The organism is Enterobacter sp. 22499 (genome assembly GCF_052044815.1).
Classification (GTDB): Bacteria; Pseudomonadota; Gammaproteobacteria; order Enterobacterales; family Enterobacteriaceae; genus Enterobacter; species Enterobacter bugandensis.
The window spans coordinates 452,134-468,252 of the sequence record NZ_JBQENR010000002.1; the positions used below are offsets into that span (position 1 = coordinate 452,134).

Consider the following 16,119-nt stretch of genomic DNA (forward strand, 5'->3'; position numbering starts at 1 on the left):
CGGGTTTACGCTGAGTTTTGACTTTAAGGATTTTTGACGATGCAGCCCATTTCAGGTACGCCGCCACGCCCTCCGGGTGAGGGCCCTGTCACGCCAAACGTTGCCGGTGAACAGCCACTATCCACGCAACAGCGCACCGTGCTGGAGCGACTGATCACGCGCCTGATAGCGCTGACTTCGCAGCAAAACGCGGAAGTCTGGGCCGGGGTAAAGCATGATTTAGGCGTGAGGAACGACGCACCGCTGCAGTCGCGCCATTTCCCTGCCGCCGAGCAAAATCTCAACCAGCGTATTACGACCGCGCAGCAGAACCACACCACGCGTCAGATTGTCACGCAGTTGACCGAGCTGCTGGGCCAGGGAAATAACCGTCAGGCTGTCAGTGACTTTATCCGTCAGCAGTATGGCCAGACCGCCCTGAGCCAGCTGACGCCAGACCAGCTTAAAACCGTGCTGACGCTGTTGCAGAACAATCAGTTGTCTATTCCGCAGCCTCAGGTGCGCCCCTCAACCGAGCGCCCGCTGCAGCCTGCCGAGCACAACACGCTGAACCAGATGGTGACCAAACTGGCCGCCGCCACCGGCGAGTCGACGAAGCTTATCTGGCAATCCATGCTGGAACTGTCCGGCGTGAAGGCGGGCGAGCTGATTCCGGCCAAACAGTTTACCCATCTGGTGACCTGGCTCCAGGCGCGCCAGACGCTCAGCACCCAGAGCGCCCCTACCCTGCATACCGTTCAGGCGGCGCTTAAACAGCCGCTGGAACCGCACGAGTTCGAGGTGATTCGGGATTACGCCCAGCAGAACTGGCAGGCCACGCCGCAAACGGTACTGACCACCGCGCAGGTGCAGGATGTGCTGAATCAGATCTTTGTTCGCCGCGCCGAGCGGGAAGGCGGCGTGCCGGAGGTAAGAAACGTTCAGCCGATCTACAGCCCGCTGTTTGCGCCCGTTGTGGAGACGTTCAGAACGCTCTCTGCCCGCCCGGGATTAATGTTGATTGCATTATTGATTGCGCTGGCGATTTTCTGGCTGGTTGCCTGAGGATTTGCCCGGTGGCGCTACGCTTACCGGGCCTAGAACGGCTCGAACCGTAGGCCGGGTAAGGCGCAGCCGCCACCCGGCGACAACAGTTAATTTCTGCGAAACGCCACCAGCGTCACCACGATCCCCACCACCGCAGAAACCGCGCCGGCCAGGAAGACGGACGGGTAGCCAAACGAGGTGGCTAACAGACCCGCCAGCGGCCCGGTTACGCCGTATGAGATATCCTGAAACGCCGCATAGCCGCCCAGCGCCGTACCGCGGACCTGCGGCGCCACGCGCTTCACCACCTCAACGCCCAGCGCCGGGAAGATCAGCGAGCAGCCGCAGCCGGTTAACGCCGCACCAAGCAGCGCAACGGAGGCGACCGGCGCCTGCCAGAGCAGCACCAGCCCAACGGTTTCAATCACCAGCGATGCCACCGCCACCTTCACGCCGCCAAAGCGATCCGGCATCCAGCCGAACAGGACACGCATCAGGACAAACGCGCCGCCAAAGGCCGTCAGCGTAAAGCCCGCCATTGCCCAGCCGCGGCTCATGAAATAGAGGGAGACGAAGGTACCAATCACCGCGAAGCCTACTCCCTGAAGCGCCAGCCCCAGCCCTGGCTGCCAGATTTGCCCCACCACACTCCACAGCGAAGGACGTTCGCCTTTATGGGCGGGTACCTTGCGTACCGAACCGTTAAAAGCCCACGCCAGCAGCGGTAATACCATGGTGGTTGCTGCCAGTACCGCAAAACCAAACTGGCTGTGGATCAGCAAACCCAGCGGCGCACCTGCAGCCAGTGCGCCATAAATCGCCATCCCGTTCCAGGACATCACTTTGCCGGAGCGCGCAGGCCCCACCAGCCCCATCCCCCAGGTCAGGGTGCCGGTCAGCAGCTGGCTTTCACCGAAGCCAAGGATTAAACGGCCCACCACCAGCAGCGCAAATTTATACGCGGCGTCGACCGGCAGGAGAGCGGCCAGCAGCCACGCGCCCCCCGCCAGACCGCAGGCAAACATGCCCTGCAGCGCCGAGCGTTTTGCACCGTGCTGATCGGCCAGCCGTCCTGCGTAGCCGCGGGTTAATACCGTGGCTAAAAACTGAATGCCCACAGCAATGCCGACCATGGTGTTGCCATAGCCGAGTTCCTGATGAACGAACAGCGGGATCACCGGCAGCGGCAGGCCAACGGTCATGTAGGTCAGGAATACCGCAAAGGCGATGCGGAAAAGAGAAAGGTTCCCGGAAGGAGTGCCCTTCTCGGGGGTAACAGCCTTCATGCATAACTCCGTGTTCAGGCATAAAAAAAGGGAGCCTTCCGGCTCCCTTCTATTATACATTCAAACGCTTATGCTTTCAGCTTGCGCATAACCAGCGTGGCGTTGGTGCCGCCGAAGCCGAAGCTGTTGGACATGACGGTGGTCAGCGTCGCTTCCGTTGGTTTGGTCACGATGTTCAGGCCAGCCGCCTGCTCGTCCATCTCGTCGATGTTGATGCTTGGGGCGATAAAGCCGTTTTCCAGCATCAGCAGAGAGTAGATCGCTTCCTGCACGCCCGCCGCACCCAGAGAGTGACCGGTCATGGCTTTGGTGGCAGAGATAGCCGGGCTGTTGTCGCCGAACACTTCGCGGATCGCACCCAGCTCTTTCACGTCACCTACCGGAGTAGAGGTACCGTGGGAGTTCAGGTAGTCGATTGGGGTGTCAACGCCGTGCATCGCCATCTTCATGCAGCGCACCGCGCCTTCGCCGGACGGAGCAACCATGTCGGCGCCGTCGGACGTTGCGCCGTAGCCCACGATCTCAGCGTAGATGTGCGCGCCGCGCGCCAGCGCGTGCTCAAGCTCTTCAACCACAACCATACCGCCGCCGCCCGCGATGACGAAACCGTCACGGTGCGCGTCATAGGTACGGGAGGCTTTGTCTGGGGTTTCGTTGTACTTGGTGGACAGTGCGCCCATCGCGTCGAACTCACAGGCCATTTCCCAGCCCAGCTCTTCGCCGCCGCCAGCAAATACGATGTCCTGTTTACCCAGCTGGATCTGCTCAACAGCGTTACCGATACAGTGTGCGGAAGTCGCACACGCGGAGCTGATGGAGTAGTTCACACCGTGGATTTTGAACGGGGTCGCCAGGCACGCGGAAACCGCAGAACCCATAGCTTTCGTGACCACGTACGGACCTACCGCTTTCAGACCACGCGGGCTACGCATTGCGTCAGCACCGAATACCTGCGCTTTAGAGGAACCGCCGGAACCGGCAATCAGGCCCACGCGCGGGTTGTTCTGATAAACCTCTTCGCTCAGGCCGGAATCTTTGATCGCTTCCTGCATGGAGAGATAAGCATAAATAGAGGCATCGTTCATGAAACGAACCACTTTGCGGTCAATCAAACCGGTGGTGTCCAGTTTGACGTTACCCCATACGTGGCTACGCATACCTGAATCTTTAAACTCTTCAGAGAAAGTGATCCCGGAGCGTCCTTCACGCAGAGATGCCAGGACTTCCTGCTGGTTATTACCGATGCTGGAAACAATGCCCAGGCCAGTAATCACTGCACGTTTCATTCAATACCTCTGTAAGTCGCACTATAAAAAGTTTCGAGTCGCACAATAGCGTACACTTGTACGCCGAACAAGTCCGATCAGACATTTTCTGCGGAAATTTGCACCGATGGACTCACATCGTTAAGATCGTGCCACTGCCTGTCAGACGAGTAACTTACGTGAAACAAAACGCTATACAACCCGCCAACCTCGAATTCAACGCTGAGGGTACACCTGTTTCCCGAGATTTTGATGACGTTTACTTTTCTAATGATAACGGACTCGAAGAAACCCGCTATGTTTTCCTCGAGGGAAACCAGCTCAGCGCCCGCTTCCCTGCGCACCCGCGCAGCCTGTTCGTTGTTGCGGAAAGCGGATTCGGCACCGGGCTCAATTTTTTAACCCTCTGGCAGGCGTTTGACCAGTTTCACGCTGCGCACCCTGAGGCTACGCTACAAAGATTACATTTCATCAGTTTTGAAAAATTTCCGCTTACCGCGCACGATCTGCGGCTCGCCCACCAGCGCTGGCCGGAGCTTGCAGCCTGGGCGGAGCAGCTTCAGGCGCAGTGGCCGCCGCATATCGGCGGCTGCCACCGTCTGATTCTGGACGGCGGACGGGTGACGCTGGATTTATGGCTGGGCGACATTAACGACCTGACCGATACGCTCGACGACGCGATGAACCAGACGGTGGACGCGTGGTTCCTTGACGGCTTTGCGCCCGCCAAGAACCCGGACATGTGGAGCCAGCATCTGTTTAGCGCGATGGCCCGGCTGGCGCGTCCCGGCGCAACGCTCGCCACCTTTACCTCGGCCGGCTTTGTTCGCCGCGGCCTGCAGGACGCGGGCTTTACCATGCAGAAGACCAAAGGCTTTGGCCGCAAGCGCGACATGCTGGTCGGCACGATGGAACGGACGTTGGACGTTCCCGCTCGGGCTCCCTGGTTTGCGCGCAGCGCCAGCGCATCGCGCGAAGTGGCGATCGTTGGCGGAGGAATTGCCAGCGCCCTGCTCTCTCTCGCGCTGCTGCACCGGGGCTGGCAGGTGACGCTCTACTGCGCTGACGAGGCACCAGCCAGCGGCGCGTCCGGCAACCGCCAGGGCGCGCTTTACCCGCTTTTAAGCGCGCACGACCCGGCCCTGTTCCAGTTTTTCCCCGCGGCCTTTACCTTCGCCCGTCGCCTGTACGACGCGCTGCCAGTGGCATTCGACCACGACTGGTGTGGCGTGACGCAGCTCGGCTGGGATGAAAAGAGCCAGCAAAAAATCGCCCAGATGCTGTCGCTGGGTCTGCCGGAGGAGATTGCCCGCGCGGTCAGTGCGCAAGAGGTGGCAGACACCGCGGGCGTGGAAACCGGCTGTGGCGGCATTCAATATCCGCTCGGCGGCTGGCTGTGCCCGGCTGAACTGACCGCGGCGGCGATTAGCCTGGCGCAGTCATGCGGGCTAAGGGTGCATTATGCTCATAAGGTTGAATCGCTTAGCCGGTCAGAACGGTGGACTCTGCATTTTGCTGATGGCAAAGCGGCACACCATGCCAGCGTTGTGCTGGCAAACGGACATAACATCAGCCAGTTTATCCAGACCGAGACGTTGCCGGTTTATCCGGTCGGCGGCCAGGTAAGCCATATTCCGACCGCGCCCGAACTGAGCAAGCTGCGCCAGGTGCTGTGCTATGACGGCTATCTGACGCCACAAAATCCGTCCAACGGCCATCACTGCATCGGCGCCAGCTACCATCGTGGCGAAGCGGATATGCGCTACAGCGAAGCGGATCAGCAGCAAAACCGCCAGCGCCTGATTGACTGCTTCCCGGACGCGGCGTGGGCGAAAGAGGTTGACGTGAGCGAGGGCGAAGCGCGCTGCGGCGTGCGCTGCGCGACCCGCGATCATCTGCCGATGGCGGGAAACGTGCCGGACTACGACACGACGCTTGAGGCCTATCAGGATCTGGCAGAAAACAAGGAAACGGCGGTAAGTGCCCCGGTTTATCCGGAACTGTTCATGCTGGGCGGATTAGGATCGCGAGGATTGTGCTCCGCGCCGCTGCTGGCTGAAACGTTAGCCGCGCAAATGAGTAATGAGCCTGTTCCGCTGGACAGAACCACGCTTGCGGGGCTGAACCCGAATCGACTGTGGGTACGGAAACTGCTGAAGGGGAAAATGGTTAAGTAGGGTGCGGTCGAATCCCCTCTCCCCAAAGGGGAGAGGGAAGAGAGGGCAGCGGCTTAGCGTTTAGCCTGCTGGAATAAATTGTCCCACATCCCCAGCACCAGAGACTGGTCGCGCGGAGAGAGCTCCCCGGCCAGAATGGCTTTTTCCAGGCTGCGCGTGACTTCAGCGTGAACGGCGTCGGCAGAGTGATCGTCACCTGCTTCCAGCTCGGCTACCGCCAGCGTCAGGTGACCACGCAGATAACCGCTGGCGAACAGCTCATCATCACTGGCGTGTTCCACCATGTCATCAATTAACGCCAGAATGCGTGATTCAAATTCTGCGATCATCTTCTTTCCTCTGTTAAAGATCTTCCGGCCAAGGGAAGCATTCCGCCGTGATCTCCGGCGTGTGGTAATAATTCTGTAAAGCCTCGATCAGGCGCGCCGGACGTTCCGGGATGCCTTTCTCAAGATACTCCATCACCTGCGCATGCACGCGGCGCTGGAAGACGATACGGTCTGGCTCGAAGTCGCCTTCAAGGTTGTCACAGCTCACGTTGAACGGGAAGCCCGCCGCCACGCAGAACAGCCATTCCAGCGCCTGCGGCTTCACTTCCACATCTTCAAACTGGCCCTGGGTGGCGGCGTCGCGCCCGTCCGGACAGTACCAGTAACCGAAGTCCACCAGCTCGCGACGCGCTTTCCCCGCGATGCACCAGTGCGAAATCTCGTGCAAACCGCTGGCGTAAAAGCCGTGGGCAAAGACGATGCGGTTGTATGGAACCTCTGCATCAGCAGGAAGATAGATCGGTTCGTCGTCGCCTTTAATCAGACGGGTATTAAAATCATCAGCAAAACAGCTATCGAAGATCTCAATCAGCTGTTCGTATTTATGCGTACTGTTCATTAGTTCATCCCCAACCAGGTGAGGATCTCCTGTCCATGGCTGTCATAAAGAAGTTTGGCGCTCATCACCGCCGAGACGACAACAATCATCGGGCGGATCAGTTTTTGCCCTTTGCTTAATACCAGACGCGAGCCTGCGCGCGCGCCCAAAAACTGCCCTGCCATCATCACAAACCCGGTTGCCCAGATAACCTTGCCGCCAATGATAAACAGCAGCAGGCCGCCGACGTTCGAGGTCGCATTCAGCACCTTGGCGTGGGCGGTGGATTTGGCGAGGTTAAAGCCGGCCAACGTCACGAACGCCAGCGCGTAAAACGAGCCTGCCCCCGGGCCAAAGAAGCCGTCGTAAAAGCCGACGCAGCCACCGGCAATCAGCGCAAACGGCAGGCCGTGCAGCCGCCGCGCCCGGTCTTCCTCACCGAGCTTAGGCATCAGCAGGAAATAGAGACCGATGCAGATAACCAGAATCGGCAGGATCTGGCGCAAAATATCCGACTGCACGTGCTGCACCAGCAGCGCGCCCGACGTTGAGCCGATAAAGGTCATCAGGATATTGAGCTTCTGGTCGGCGAGATTCACCACCTTGCGGCGGATAAAATAGAGCGACGCCGAAAGCGAGCCGCCGCAGGCCTGCAGCTTATTGGTGGCAAGCGCCTGCGCCGGGCTCATGCCCGCCGCCAGCAGCGCGGGCACGGTTAACAGCCCGCCGCCGCCCGCGAGCGCATCGATAAAACCGGCCAGCATGGCCACAAAGAACAGCACCACCAGCAGCAGCGGTGACACCATAAACAGATCGACGAAATTATCCATTAAAGTACATGCTCATCCAGTAGCGCCTGGCAGGAAGGCGGCAACGGAGGCGGTGTCTTCTTCTCAGGCTTAGAGGTTCCAGGTTTTGCCGGCTCAAACCAGCTTTGCAGTTCGTAACCACAGCCATCGCCTGGCGGCGGTAGCGGCTGATCTTCACATTCCAGGCTGTTCGCCGGGCAACGCAGACGCACGTGCATATGCGCCCGGTGCTGGAACCACGGGCGCACTTTGCGCAGCCAGTCGCGATCCGTCCCCGCATCCAGGCAAAGCTGCTGCTTGATCGCCGGGTTGACGAAAATCCGCGTGACGTCGTTATCTTCCGCCGCCAGCTTGATCATACTGGAAACCTCCCGCGTCCACAGCGAGGGCACCACGCTTTTGCCGTCGCGCGACACCAGATCCAGCGCCTGCGGCTTCAGCAGCTGCGCAGACGTCCAGCGCGTTTTCGGCAGCTGCAGGAAGATGTCGACATCCAGTCCGGTCTGGTGGCTGGCGTGCCCGCCGTTAAAGCGGCCACCGGCAGGCATCCCCATATCGCCAATCAGCATCGTCCCCAGCCCCAGGTTATGCACCTGGTTCCCCAGTCGCTGAATGAACAGCACCAGATCAGGGTGACCGAAGTAACGACGCTGGTCGGTACGCATCACCTGATAGGTATCTGATTGCAGCGGCAGCTCCTGCGCGCCCACGATACAGCCGTTAGAGAAGGCGCCGATGGACTGCGCGCTTCCCGCCACCGGATGGGTGATTTTTTGCCACGGCGTGGCGGCCAGACTGGCTCCACTGGCCAGCAGCGCCAGCAGAGCAATTGCGGTTTTTTTCATGTTTACCAGCGTGGAATGGTGGTCGTCACGTCCGCGTTCTGCGCGCGCTGGCGCAGGAAGTGATCCATCAGCACGATCGCCAGCATCGCTTCCGCGATCGGCACCGCGCGGATCCCCACGCACGGATCGTGACGACCTTTGGTGATCATCTCAACTTCTTCGCCTGAGCGGTTAATCGTGTGGCCCGGCACGGTGATGCTTGAGGTCGGCTTCAGCGCGATGTTGGCAATAATCTGCTGTCCACTGCTGATACCGCCGAGAATGCCGCCCGCATGGTTGCTCTGGAAGCCCGCTTTCGTGATTTCGTCGCGGTTCTGGCTGCCGCGAAGCGCCACCACGTCGAAGCCGTCGCCAATCTCGACGCCCTTCACCGCGTTGATGCTCATCAGCGCGTGGGCGATATCGGCGTCGAGACGGTCAAATACCGGCTCGCCCCAGCCAGCCGGGACGCCATCTGCCACCACGGTGACTTTCGCGCCAATGGAGTCGCCCTCTTTTTTCAGGCCGCGCATCAGTTCGTCCAGCGCGTCAAGCTTATCCGCATCGGCGCAGAAGAACGGGTTTTGCTCGACCTGATCCCAGTCCTTGATCGCCAGCGGAATGTCGCCCATCTGGGTCAGACAGCCGCGAATGACGATGCCAAATTTCTGCTGCAAATACTTTTTAGCAATCGCGCCAGCGGCCACGCGCATCGCGGTTTCACGCGCGGAAGAGCGTCCGCCGCCGCGATAGTCGCGAAAGCCGTACTTTTGCTCGTAGGTGTAGTCGGCATGGCCCGGGCGGAACACGTCCTTGATAGCACCGTAGTCCTGAGAGCGCTGATCGGTGTTTTCAATCAGCAGACCAATGCTGGTGCCGGTGGTGCGGCCTTCAAAAACGCCGGAGAGAATTTTGACCTGGTCCGGCTCGCGACGCTGCGTGGTGTAGCGAGAGGTGCCCGGACGACGGCGGTCAAGGTCGTGCTGTAAATCTGCTTCGGTCAGTTCGATGCCTGGCGGTACGCCATCAACGATACAGCCCAACGCCAGCCCGTGCGACTCGCCAAAGGTGGTCACGCGGAATAACTGTCCAATACTGTTTCCTGCCATCACGGCTCCGATGTTGTTGTTTGTGTTTGAGCGTTGTGAAACGGGCCGAAGCCCGCTGGATTAATCTTTATAGATGCTGAAGTGTTCGCGCGCGTCGAGCAGCTGCGCTTTGGTCAGCATAAAGACGCCGTCACCGCCGTTGTCGAACTCAAGCCAGGTGAAAGGCACATCCGGGTACTGCTCTATCAGATGTACCATGCTGTTGCCCACTTCACAAATCAGAACGCCGTCATCGGTCAGGTAATCCGGCGCGCAGGCCAGAATGCGGCGGGTCAGCTTCAGGCCGTCCGAGCCTGACGCCAGGCCCAGCTCCGGCTCGTGACGATATTCGTTCGGCAGATCGGACATGTCTTCTGCATCGACGTACGGCGGGTTAGTGACGATCAGATCGTACTGCAGCGTCGGCAGGTCGCGGAACAGGTCAGAGCGGATTGGCGTGACGTGATGGATCAGGCCGTGCTCTTCGATGTTGTGTTCGGTCACGGCCAGCGCGTCGGTGGAGATATCGACGGCGTCCACTTCCGCTTCAGGGAAAGCGTAGGCGCAGGCAATGGCGATGCAGCCGCTGCCGGTGCACATATCGAGAATGTGCTGCGGCTGATGGTTAATCAGGCCTTCAAAGTGGTTGTTGATCAGCTCACCAATCGGCGAGCGCGGTACCAGCACGCGTTCATCGACGTAAAACTCGTGGCCGCAGAACCAGGCTTTGTTGGTCAGGTAAGCCACCGGAATGCGCTCGTTTACGCGACGGATCACGCGCTCAACGATGCGATGTTTTTCGCTGGAGGTCAGGCGCGCGGTGCGCATGTCTTCCGGAATGTCCAGCGGCAGGTAAAGAGACGGCAGCACCAGCTGAACGGCCTCGTCCCACGGGTTATCGGTACCGTGACCGTACCAGATATTAGCGGCGCTGAAGCGGCTAACCGACCAGCGCAACATGTCCTGTATGGTATGCAGCTCGTTTACTGCTTCATCGACAAATATTTTATCCACTCTTTCCTCCAGGGCATGCTCGCATAATTTTCGGCGGCTAGTTTGCCATGAAGACGGCGATAAATCAGCAATGACGCGTACCGCTTGAGGTTAAAAAATGCGTTTAGTCGGGTACACTATCGGAAATACGAGATGAGAATGACGAATGAAAAAGAAAACATCGCTCAGCGAGGAGGATCAGGCTCTCTTCCGCCAGCTGATGACCGGGACGCGTAAAATCGCGCAGGACACGATTGTCCACCGTCCGCAGCGTAAAAAAATCAGCGAAGTTCCGGTCAAACGGCTGCTCCAGGAGCAGGCGGATAACAGCCACTATTTTTCAGATGAATTTCAGCCGCTGCTCAATACGCAAGGGGCTGTGAAGTACGTGCGCGAAGACGTCAGCCATTTTGAGCTGAAAAAGTTACGACGCGGAGATTATTCGCCGGAGCTGTTTCTCGATCTGCACGGCTTAACCCAGATGCAGGCGAAACAGGAGCTGGGGGCGTTGATTGCCGCCTGTCGCCGCGAACATGTTTTTTGCGCCTGCGTGATGCACGGCCACGGTAAACACATTCTGAAGCAACAGACGCCGCTGTGGCTGGCTCAGCACCCGCACGTAATGGCGTTTCATCAGGCACCGAAAGAGTACGGCGGCGATGCCGCATTGCTGGTGTTGATTGAAGTTGAGGAGTGGCAGCCGCCAGAGTTGCCATGACAGAAGGGCGGGAAACACGTAGTACCCCGCCCTGTCACACGTCACGTCAGATGGCTTTTGCCATCTTCAGGTTGCACGGGCTCATTTGCCAGTTGAAGACCCCTTTGCCGGTTTCGTCGAGAGTGACGTTGGCAATGGCGGAAGTGGTGAACATTGGCGGCGTTTCGCCCGGGCACAGCTCAGATACCAGATAGCCGACCAGCGGCAGGTGGGAAATGACCAGTGCGGAAGCGACACCTTCATTGCACAGCGCCTGAAGGTAAGCGCTGACAAGACCGACATCGCCGCATGGCGTCAGCTCAGGGAGAACGTCCACGCTGGATGGCAGGTTCATACACTCCCCTACCACGTCCAGCGTCTGTTCTGCACGCAGGAACGGACTCACCAGAACACGTTCAATGTCCACTTTTTGACCTTTAAGCCACGTCGCCATTTGACGGGATTCGTCACAGCCACAGACGGTTAAAGGACGTACTGAGTCACTGGCGGCATCGAGTGCCGCGTCGCCGTGACGCATGATAAAAACTTGCATATTGCACCGCTTTTGTTAACCAGAATCACCGGCGTTAACTACCCGCGATTAATGCTCTGAGGTAGAAAACCCGATGGCCGGGCATTGTGCCTGATCCATTCGGTGAATGAAACGCTGTTTTTTACCTCAATGGCGTAAGTATAGTCAATCTCTGTTTACAAAATCGCCAGAACAGGTTCATTCACCTCAGGATTTACCCTTCTTTGACTTCAGTTTACGAAATCAGTTTCCCTTGCAGGCCAGAATGTCTGGCCCCGCTCCGCCATCTGCAATAATTCGTCACACGGTGTAAACCGCGGACCGTATTGCGAGGCCAGACGTTGCAAAATGACAACCACTTCACCCGCACCGAGCGTATCCATGTAACGGAACGGGCCGCCAAGGAACGGCGGGAAACCAATACCAAATACCGCGCCGATGTCGCCATCGCGTGCGCTCTTGATCACCTGTTCACCAAAGCAGCGCGCCGCTTCATTGAGCATCATCATGACGCAACGTTCTGCGCACTGAACGGCAGACAGTCTTCCCTGACCGGTGGCCGAAATAAGCCCATAAACCGAAGGGTCGACCTGTTTCTTGCTTTTACGCCCTTTCGCGCCGTAAAGATAGAAACCGCGTTCATTTTTTCTGCCTTTGCGATCGTCCTTCAAAATTGCAGAAACAATGTTTGCAGGCGGGGTAAAACGATCGCCATAAGCCGCTTCCAGCACAGGTATAATTTTAGTGCCGGTGTCTATTCCCACCTCATCCAAAAGTTGGATTGGACCGACGGGGAAGCCAAACTTTACGAGCGCCTCGTCGACGTGCTCGATTTTCTCCCCTTCCGTCAGCAGCCGCATCGCTTCGTTGATATAGGGTGCCAGAATACGGTTGACGTAGAAGCCAGCCTTGTCCGCGACCACAATAGGGGTTTTACCCTGTTTTTTCGCCAGCTTCACCACGGTGGCGATGGTCTGCGGGCTGGTCGTGGCGTGCGGGATCACCTCCACCAGCGGCATTTTTTCGACCGGACTGAAAAAGTGCAGACCAATGACCTGCTCCGGACGAGCAGCTTTCGCCGCGATATCGCCAATCGGTAAAGACGAGGTGTTTGAGGCAAAAATAGTGTGCGGCGCGCAGTGCTGCTCCACGTCAGCCACCATCTGCTGCTTAAGCGCCAGGTCTTCAAATACGGCTTCAATCACCAGGTCCCGGTGCGCAAAACCGCTGTAATCCGTCGTGCCGGAGATCGTCGCCAGGGTTTTATCACGTTCGCTTGCCTTGATATGGCGGCGTTTGACCTTCCGATCAAGGTTCTGCCAGCTGTACTGCAGCGCGTGGTTGATGCCCTTTGCGCTGATGTCTTTGATACGCACGGGCAATTTGCCTTTGCTGGCGGTAACAAACGCGATTCCGCCGCCCATGAGCCCACCGCCCAGCACGCCAACGGCGCGCAGCGGAGCAGGCTCTGCCTCGCTGCCCGGATCTTTTTTCACCTCAGTACTGGCGAAGAAGATGCTGCGCAGCGCCTGCGACTGCGGCGTCATCGCCAGTTCGCCAAAGGCTTTGGCTTCAGCGGCATAGCCGCTGCTGCTGCCCTGCGACAACCCGGTTTCCATCACTTCCAGAATGCGCTTTGCCGCCGGGTAGTTGCCTTTGGTTTTTTGCTCGGTTTTTTTGCCTACCATGTTGAACAGGAGCGCGCGCCCCAGTGGCCCTGCCAGCACGCGCTCGCGTACGGGGAGAGGACGTTTTGTCTGACGTCCCTTCAGCGCCAGCTCAACGGCAGCGTCCAGTAAAATGGTGTGCGGAACGACGTCGTCAACCAACCCCACTTTCAGTGCCTGACGGGGGCGTAGCTGCTTGCCGGTTAAGATCATCTCCAGGGCGGTGCTAACCCCAACCAGACGCGGCAAACGCTGTGTTCCACCCGATCCCGGCAGCAGGCCTAACTGCACTTCTGGCAACCCTAAAACGGTTTTCGGATCGTCAGTGCAGATACGGCTGTGACAGGCCAGCGCCAGCTCCAGCCCGCCGCCCAGGCAGGCACCGTGGATCGCGGCAATAACCGGAATCGGCAGAGCATTGATTTCAGCCATCACCTGCTGTCCCTGACGCGCCAGATCTTCAGCTTCCTGCGCGCTTTTCGCTCGGGCGATCATGTTGATATCGGCCCCGGCAATAAAGTTATCCGGCTTAGCCGAGATAAAGACCAGACCACGAATCGCTTTATTTTCGCGGATCTGCTTAAGCATGGCGTGAACCTGAGTGCCGAATTCAGCCTTCAGGGTATTCATCTTTTCATCAGGCACATCAATAGTGATAACCGCGACGTTATCGAGGCGAACCGTCAGATTAAATGCAGATGGCATATCCATTATTCAGCCTCCAGAACCATTGCTGCGCCAAGGCCGCCCGCCGCGCAGGCGGTGACGAGACCAAATCCACCGCCGCGGCGACGGAGTTCGTGTAGTGTCTGGGTGATCATTCGCGCGCCCGTGGCCGCAAACGGATGGCCGTAGGCGATCGACCCACCCAGCACGTTGAATTTGCTCTGATCCACTTCGCCGGTGGCATGGGCGCGGCCCAGCACGTCGCGTGCAAAACGCTCGCTTGCCAGCAGCTGCACGTTTGCCAGGGTTTGCGCGGCAAAGGCTTCGTGCATATCAATCAGGGTTAAATCCGCCAGCGTTAGCCCCGCACGATCCAGCGCCAGCGGCGTGGACCACGCCGGACCTAACAGCATGTCCTGCCAGACATCAATGGCGGTAAAGGCATAGCTGCGCAAATAGCCCAGCGGCGTGATGCCCAGCTCTTTTGCACGCGACTCCGTCATCAGGATCACCGCAGCAGCACCATCGGTCAGCGGCGTACTGTTGGCCGCCGTCACGGTGCCGTGCTTGCGGTCAAACGCCGGGCGCAGTTTGGCGTAATCCGCCAGCGTCGAGGTGCCACGAATATTGTTGTCTTCAGTAAGAGGCTCTCGATAAGGAGGCGTGTAGGCGGTCATGACCTCGTCGGTGAGTTTGCCCTCCGACCAGGCTTTCGCTGCCAGCTGATGCGAGCGATGCGCCAGCGCATCCTGCTGCTCGCGGGTGATGCCGTAGGTTTTTGCCATCTGCTCGGCGGTATCGCCCATTCGCAGGCCAGTCGAATATTCCGCGACGGCAGGTGGCACGGGCAAGAGATCGCGCAGGCGTAAACGCGAGAAGAGTTTGAGCTTCGCACCGGTGGTGCGGGCTTTATTAGCATCCACCAGAATGCGGGCCAGCTTTTTACTGACTCCAATCGGCAGTACGGAGGAAGAATCGGCGCCACCTGCGATCCCGGCGCGAATGGTGCCCGCCATCAGACTTTCCGCCACGTTTGCTACCGCCTGGAAGCTGGTCGCGCACGCGCGGCTGACGCTGTAGGCATCGGTATGAACGTTCATGCCTGTACCGAGAACAATCTCCCGCGCAATGTTAGGGGCTTCAGGCATCTGCACCACCTGGCCGAAGACCAGCTGTTCGATTACCTCAGGCGGAATTTCGCTGCGAGCCAGCATCTCCCCCACTACCATTTTCCCCAGATCGACAGCCGGTATACCGTGAAACGCCGTCGCCTGACGTGCAAACGGCGTACGCAGACCGCTGACAATGGCAATGCGGTCACCTTGTCGGGTGATTAACGGTAATGCCTGACTCATAACCTTCCCCTGTGAAAAATTTTACATGACTATAAAGTGGTCTGACCTGATAACAGTCTTAACCATTTTTTTACATTCAGCCAATCGGGGAAGCTTAAAAATGCGAGGTAAAACACAGAGAAAAAAAAGAAAATGCCCCTGCATGGCAGAGGCAATTGTGCGGTTTGTTGCCGGGTAGCGACGGTGCCTTACCCGGCCTACACGATCGTAGGCCCGTGCAAGCGAAGCGCCACCGGGCAAAAAGGATTAACGCAGACCGAGCTGGAAAATCAGCGTTTCAGCTTCGCAGGCAAACACAAAATCGATATCCAGCTTCACGCCGCCGTCCACTTCTGTGAAGGTAGATTTGATTTCACACGGATCGGACTCCACATCACGCGCGCGCTTGCTCAGCGCGGCCAGCGTTTCTTCGGCTTCGGCGCGGTTGGTGAACACACGGCTGTAAGACGCGGTGCAATCGGTGTTGTCCATGATGGTGCCAACATCCATACAGCAGCAAACCGGGGTTTCATCAGCACTGCATTTACTCATAGCTCAATTTCCTCTGTATTCGCGCAGCGCGCGAGATAAACACGATGCTGATATTTTACGCCCCAGCGCTGGCTCTCTCCAGCCGTTAATGGCGCAAAATCGGATAAGTGACCGATATCACACTAAAAAATGATCTAAAACAAAAACCACACTTTTGGGTGAGCCGCGATGGTCACAATTTTGCCAACCAGATCTCGTTTCAAGAAACATGTTTGAAAATATTAATAAACAAACTTGCAACATTCAGGCTGGTCGGACCTATACTCTGGCCACTGGTCTGATTTGTCTGTCATACCTCAGACCCTACACTTCGCGCTCCTGTTACGGTATGTAACA

15 protein-coding genes are annotated in these 16,119 nt (G+C 58.2%); 3 read left to right on the plus strand and 12 right to left on the minus strand.

Annotation, left to right across the window (positions count from 1 at the left end; translation table 11 throughout):
• Positions 1-39: 39 nt before the first annotated feature.
• Positions 40-1,044, plus strand: coding sequence for a flagella biosynthesis regulator Flk (gene flk / locus ACTJI7_RS09990; protein ID WP_028013964.1), 1,005 nt, complete (start codon positions 40-42; stop codon positions 1,042-1,044).
• A gap of 89 nt (positions 1,045-1,133) precedes the next feature.
• Here the strand turns inward: flk and ACTJI7_RS09995 are convergent, their stop codons facing one another.
• Positions 1,134-2,312: an MFS transporter gene (locus ACTJI7_RS09995; RefSeq protein WP_045259679.1), complete on the minus strand. Its 1,179-nt coding sequence runs from the start codon at positions 2,310-2,312 to the stop codon at positions 1,134-1,136.
• 68 nt (positions 2,313-2,380) lie between these two features.
• Positions 2,381-3,598 carry a beta-ketoacyl-ACP synthase I gene (gene fabB, locus ACTJI7_RS10000; protein WP_023336433.1) on the minus strand — a complete coding sequence of 406 codons (1,218 nt, stop codon included), beginning with the start codon at positions 3,596-3,598 and terminating at the stop codon, positions 2,381-2,383.
• Between the two features lie 158 nt (positions 3,599-3,756).
• Between fabB and mnmC the strand changes: the two genes are divergently transcribed.
• Positions 3,757-5,754, plus strand: coding sequence for a bifunctional tRNA (5-methylaminomethyl-2-thiouridine)(34)-methyltransferase MnmD/FAD-dependent 5-carboxymethylaminomethyl-2-thiouridine(34) oxidoreductase MnmC (gene mnmC / locus ACTJI7_RS10005; RefSeq protein ID WP_440670140.1), 1,998 nt, complete (start codon positions 3,757-3,759; stop codon positions 5,752-5,754).
• A gap of 53 nt (positions 5,755-5,807) precedes the next feature.
• On the opposite strand, the gene ACTJI7_RS10010 is transcribed toward mnmC, so the two are convergent.
• Genes ACTJI7_RS10010 through prmB form a run of 6 tightly spaced genes read right to left on the minus strand, consistent with a single transcriptional unit; the run spans position 5,808 to position 10,356 of the window.
• Positions 5,808-6,083, minus strand: a complete 276-nt coding sequence (locus ACTJI7_RS10010; protein WP_028013966.1) for a YfcL family protein — start codon at positions 6,081-6,083, stop codon at positions 5,808-5,810.
• Positions 6,084-6,096: 13 nt separating this feature from the next.
• Positions 6,097-6,642 (minus strand): elongation factor P hydroxylase, encoded by a 546-nt coding sequence (locus tag ACTJI7_RS10015; RefSeq protein WP_045259677.1) that lies wholly within the window; start codon positions 6,640-6,642, stop codon positions 6,097-6,099.
• Positions 6,642-7,451, minus strand: coding sequence for a sulfite exporter TauE/SafE family protein (locus ACTJI7_RS10020; RefSeq protein ID WP_041908882.1), 810 nt, complete (start codon positions 7,449-7,451; stop codon positions 6,642-6,644). The genes ACTJI7_RS10015 and ACTJI7_RS10020 overlap by 1 nt, the downstream gene beginning before the upstream one ends.
• Positions 7,451-8,275: a penicillin-insensitive murein endopeptidase gene (gene mepA, locus ACTJI7_RS10025; protein ID WP_060571938.1), complete on the minus strand. Its 825-nt coding sequence runs from the start codon at positions 8,273-8,275 to the stop codon at positions 7,451-7,453. The genes ACTJI7_RS10020 and mepA overlap by 1 nt, the downstream gene beginning before the upstream one ends.
• 2 nt (positions 8,276-8,277) lie before the next feature.
• The gene (gene aroC / locus ACTJI7_RS10030) at positions 8,278-9,363 is read right to left on the minus strand and encodes a chorismate synthase (protein ID WP_028013970.1); all 1,086 of its coding nucleotides are present in this window, start codon (positions 9,361-9,363) and stop codon (positions 8,278-8,280) included.
• A 60-nt stretch (positions 9,364-9,423) separates the two neighbouring features.
• Positions 9,424-10,356 carry a 50S ribosomal protein L3 N(5)-glutamine methyltransferase gene (prmB, locus tag ACTJI7_RS10035; protein ID WP_023312578.1) on the minus strand — a complete coding sequence of 311 codons (933 nt, stop codon included), beginning with the start codon at positions 10,354-10,356 and terminating at the stop codon, positions 9,424-9,426.
• A 145-nt stretch (positions 10,357-10,501) separates the two neighbouring features.
• Here prmB and smrB point away from each other — a divergent pair, with 145 nt between their 5' ends.
• On the plus strand, positions 10,502-11,053 hold the full coding sequence (smrB, locus tag ACTJI7_RS10040) for an endonuclease SmrB (RefSeq protein WP_008502613.1): 552 nt from the start codon (positions 10,502-10,504) through the stop codon (positions 11,051-11,053).
• A gap of 46 nt (positions 11,054-11,099) precedes the next feature.
• Here the strand turns inward: smrB and sixA are convergent, their stop codons facing one another.
• From sixA to ACTJI7_RS10060, 4 genes are all read right to left on the minus strand, one after another.
• Positions 11,100-11,585, minus strand: a complete 486-nt coding sequence (gene sixA / locus ACTJI7_RS10045; protein ID WP_003861375.1) for a phosphohistidine phosphatase SixA — start codon at positions 11,583-11,585, stop codon at positions 11,100-11,102.
• A gap of 209 nt (positions 11,586-11,794) precedes the next feature.
• Positions 11,795-13,942 (minus strand): fatty acid oxidation complex subunit alpha FadJ, encoded by a 2,148-nt coding sequence (fadJ, locus tag ACTJI7_RS10050; RefSeq protein ID WP_063155682.1) that lies wholly within the window; start codon positions 13,940-13,942, stop codon positions 11,795-11,797.
• Positions 13,942-15,252 (minus strand): acetyl-CoA C-acyltransferase FadI, encoded by a 1,311-nt coding sequence (gene fadI / locus ACTJI7_RS10055; protein WP_126345370.1) that lies wholly within the window; start codon positions 15,250-15,252, stop codon positions 13,942-13,944. The genes fadJ and fadI overlap by 1 nt, the downstream gene beginning before the upstream one ends.
• Positions 15,253-15,498: 246 nt before the next feature.
• A complete protein-coding gene (locus tag ACTJI7_RS10060; RefSeq protein WP_028013973.1) occupies positions 15,499-15,783 on the minus strand; it encodes a YfcZ/YiiS family protein in 285 nt (94 codons plus the stop codon).
• Positions 15,784-16,119: the final 336 nt, after the last annotated feature.

What these genes read in the sequence shown, in the direction of transcription:
- mepA (WP_060571938.1), bottom strand. Translation starts at nt 8,275, where the DNA reads ATGAAAAAAACCGCAATTGCTCTGCTGGCGCTGCTGGCCAGTGGAGCC.
- fadJ (WP_063155682.1), bottom strand. Translation starts at nt 13,942, where the DNA reads ATGGATATGCCATCTGCATTTAATCTGACGGTTCGCCTCGATAACGTC.
- ACTJI7_RS10020 (WP_041908882.1), bottom strand. Translation starts at nt 7,451, where the DNA reads ATGGATAATTTCGTCGATCTGTTTATGGTGTCACCGCTGCTGCTGGTG.
- sixA (WP_003861375.1), bottom strand. Translation starts at nt 11,585, where the DNA reads ATGCAAGTTTTTATCATGCGTCACGGCGACGCGGCACTCGATGCCGCC.
- ACTJI7_RS10010 (WP_028013966.1), bottom strand. Translation starts at nt 6,083, where the DNA reads ATGATCGCAGAATTTGAATCACGCATTCTGGCGTTAATTGATGACATG.
- ACTJI7_RS09995 (WP_045259679.1), bottom strand. Translation starts at nt 2,312, where the DNA reads ATGAAGGCTGTTACCCCCGAGAAGGGCACTCCTTCCGGGAACCTTTCT.
- flk (WP_028013964.1), top strand. Translation starts at nt 40, where the DNA reads ATGCAGCCCATTTCAGGTACGCCGCCACGCCCTCCGGGTGAGGGCCCT.
- ACTJI7_RS10015 (WP_045259677.1), bottom strand. Translation starts at nt 6,642, where the DNA reads ATGAACAGTACGCATAAATACGAACAGCTGATTGAGATCTTCGATAGC.
- smrB (WP_008502613.1), top strand. Translation starts at nt 10,502, where the DNA reads ATGAAAAAGAAAACATCGCTCAGCGAGGAGGATCAGGCTCTCTTCCGC.
- fadI (WP_126345370.1), bottom strand. Translation starts at nt 15,252, where the DNA reads ATGAGTCAGGCATTACCGTTAATCACCCGACAAGGTGACCGCATTGCC.
- fabB (WP_023336433.1), bottom strand. Translation starts at nt 3,598, where the DNA reads ATGAAACGTGCAGTGATTACTGGCCTGGGCATTGTTTCCAGCATCGGT.
- ACTJI7_RS10060 (WP_028013973.1), bottom strand. Translation starts at nt 15,783, where the DNA reads ATGAGTAAATGCAGTGCTGATGAAACCCCGGTTTGCTGCTGTATGGAT.
- aroC (WP_028013970.1), bottom strand. Translation starts at nt 9,363, where the DNA reads ATGGCAGGAAACAGTATTGGACAGTTATTCCGCGTGACCACCTTTGGC.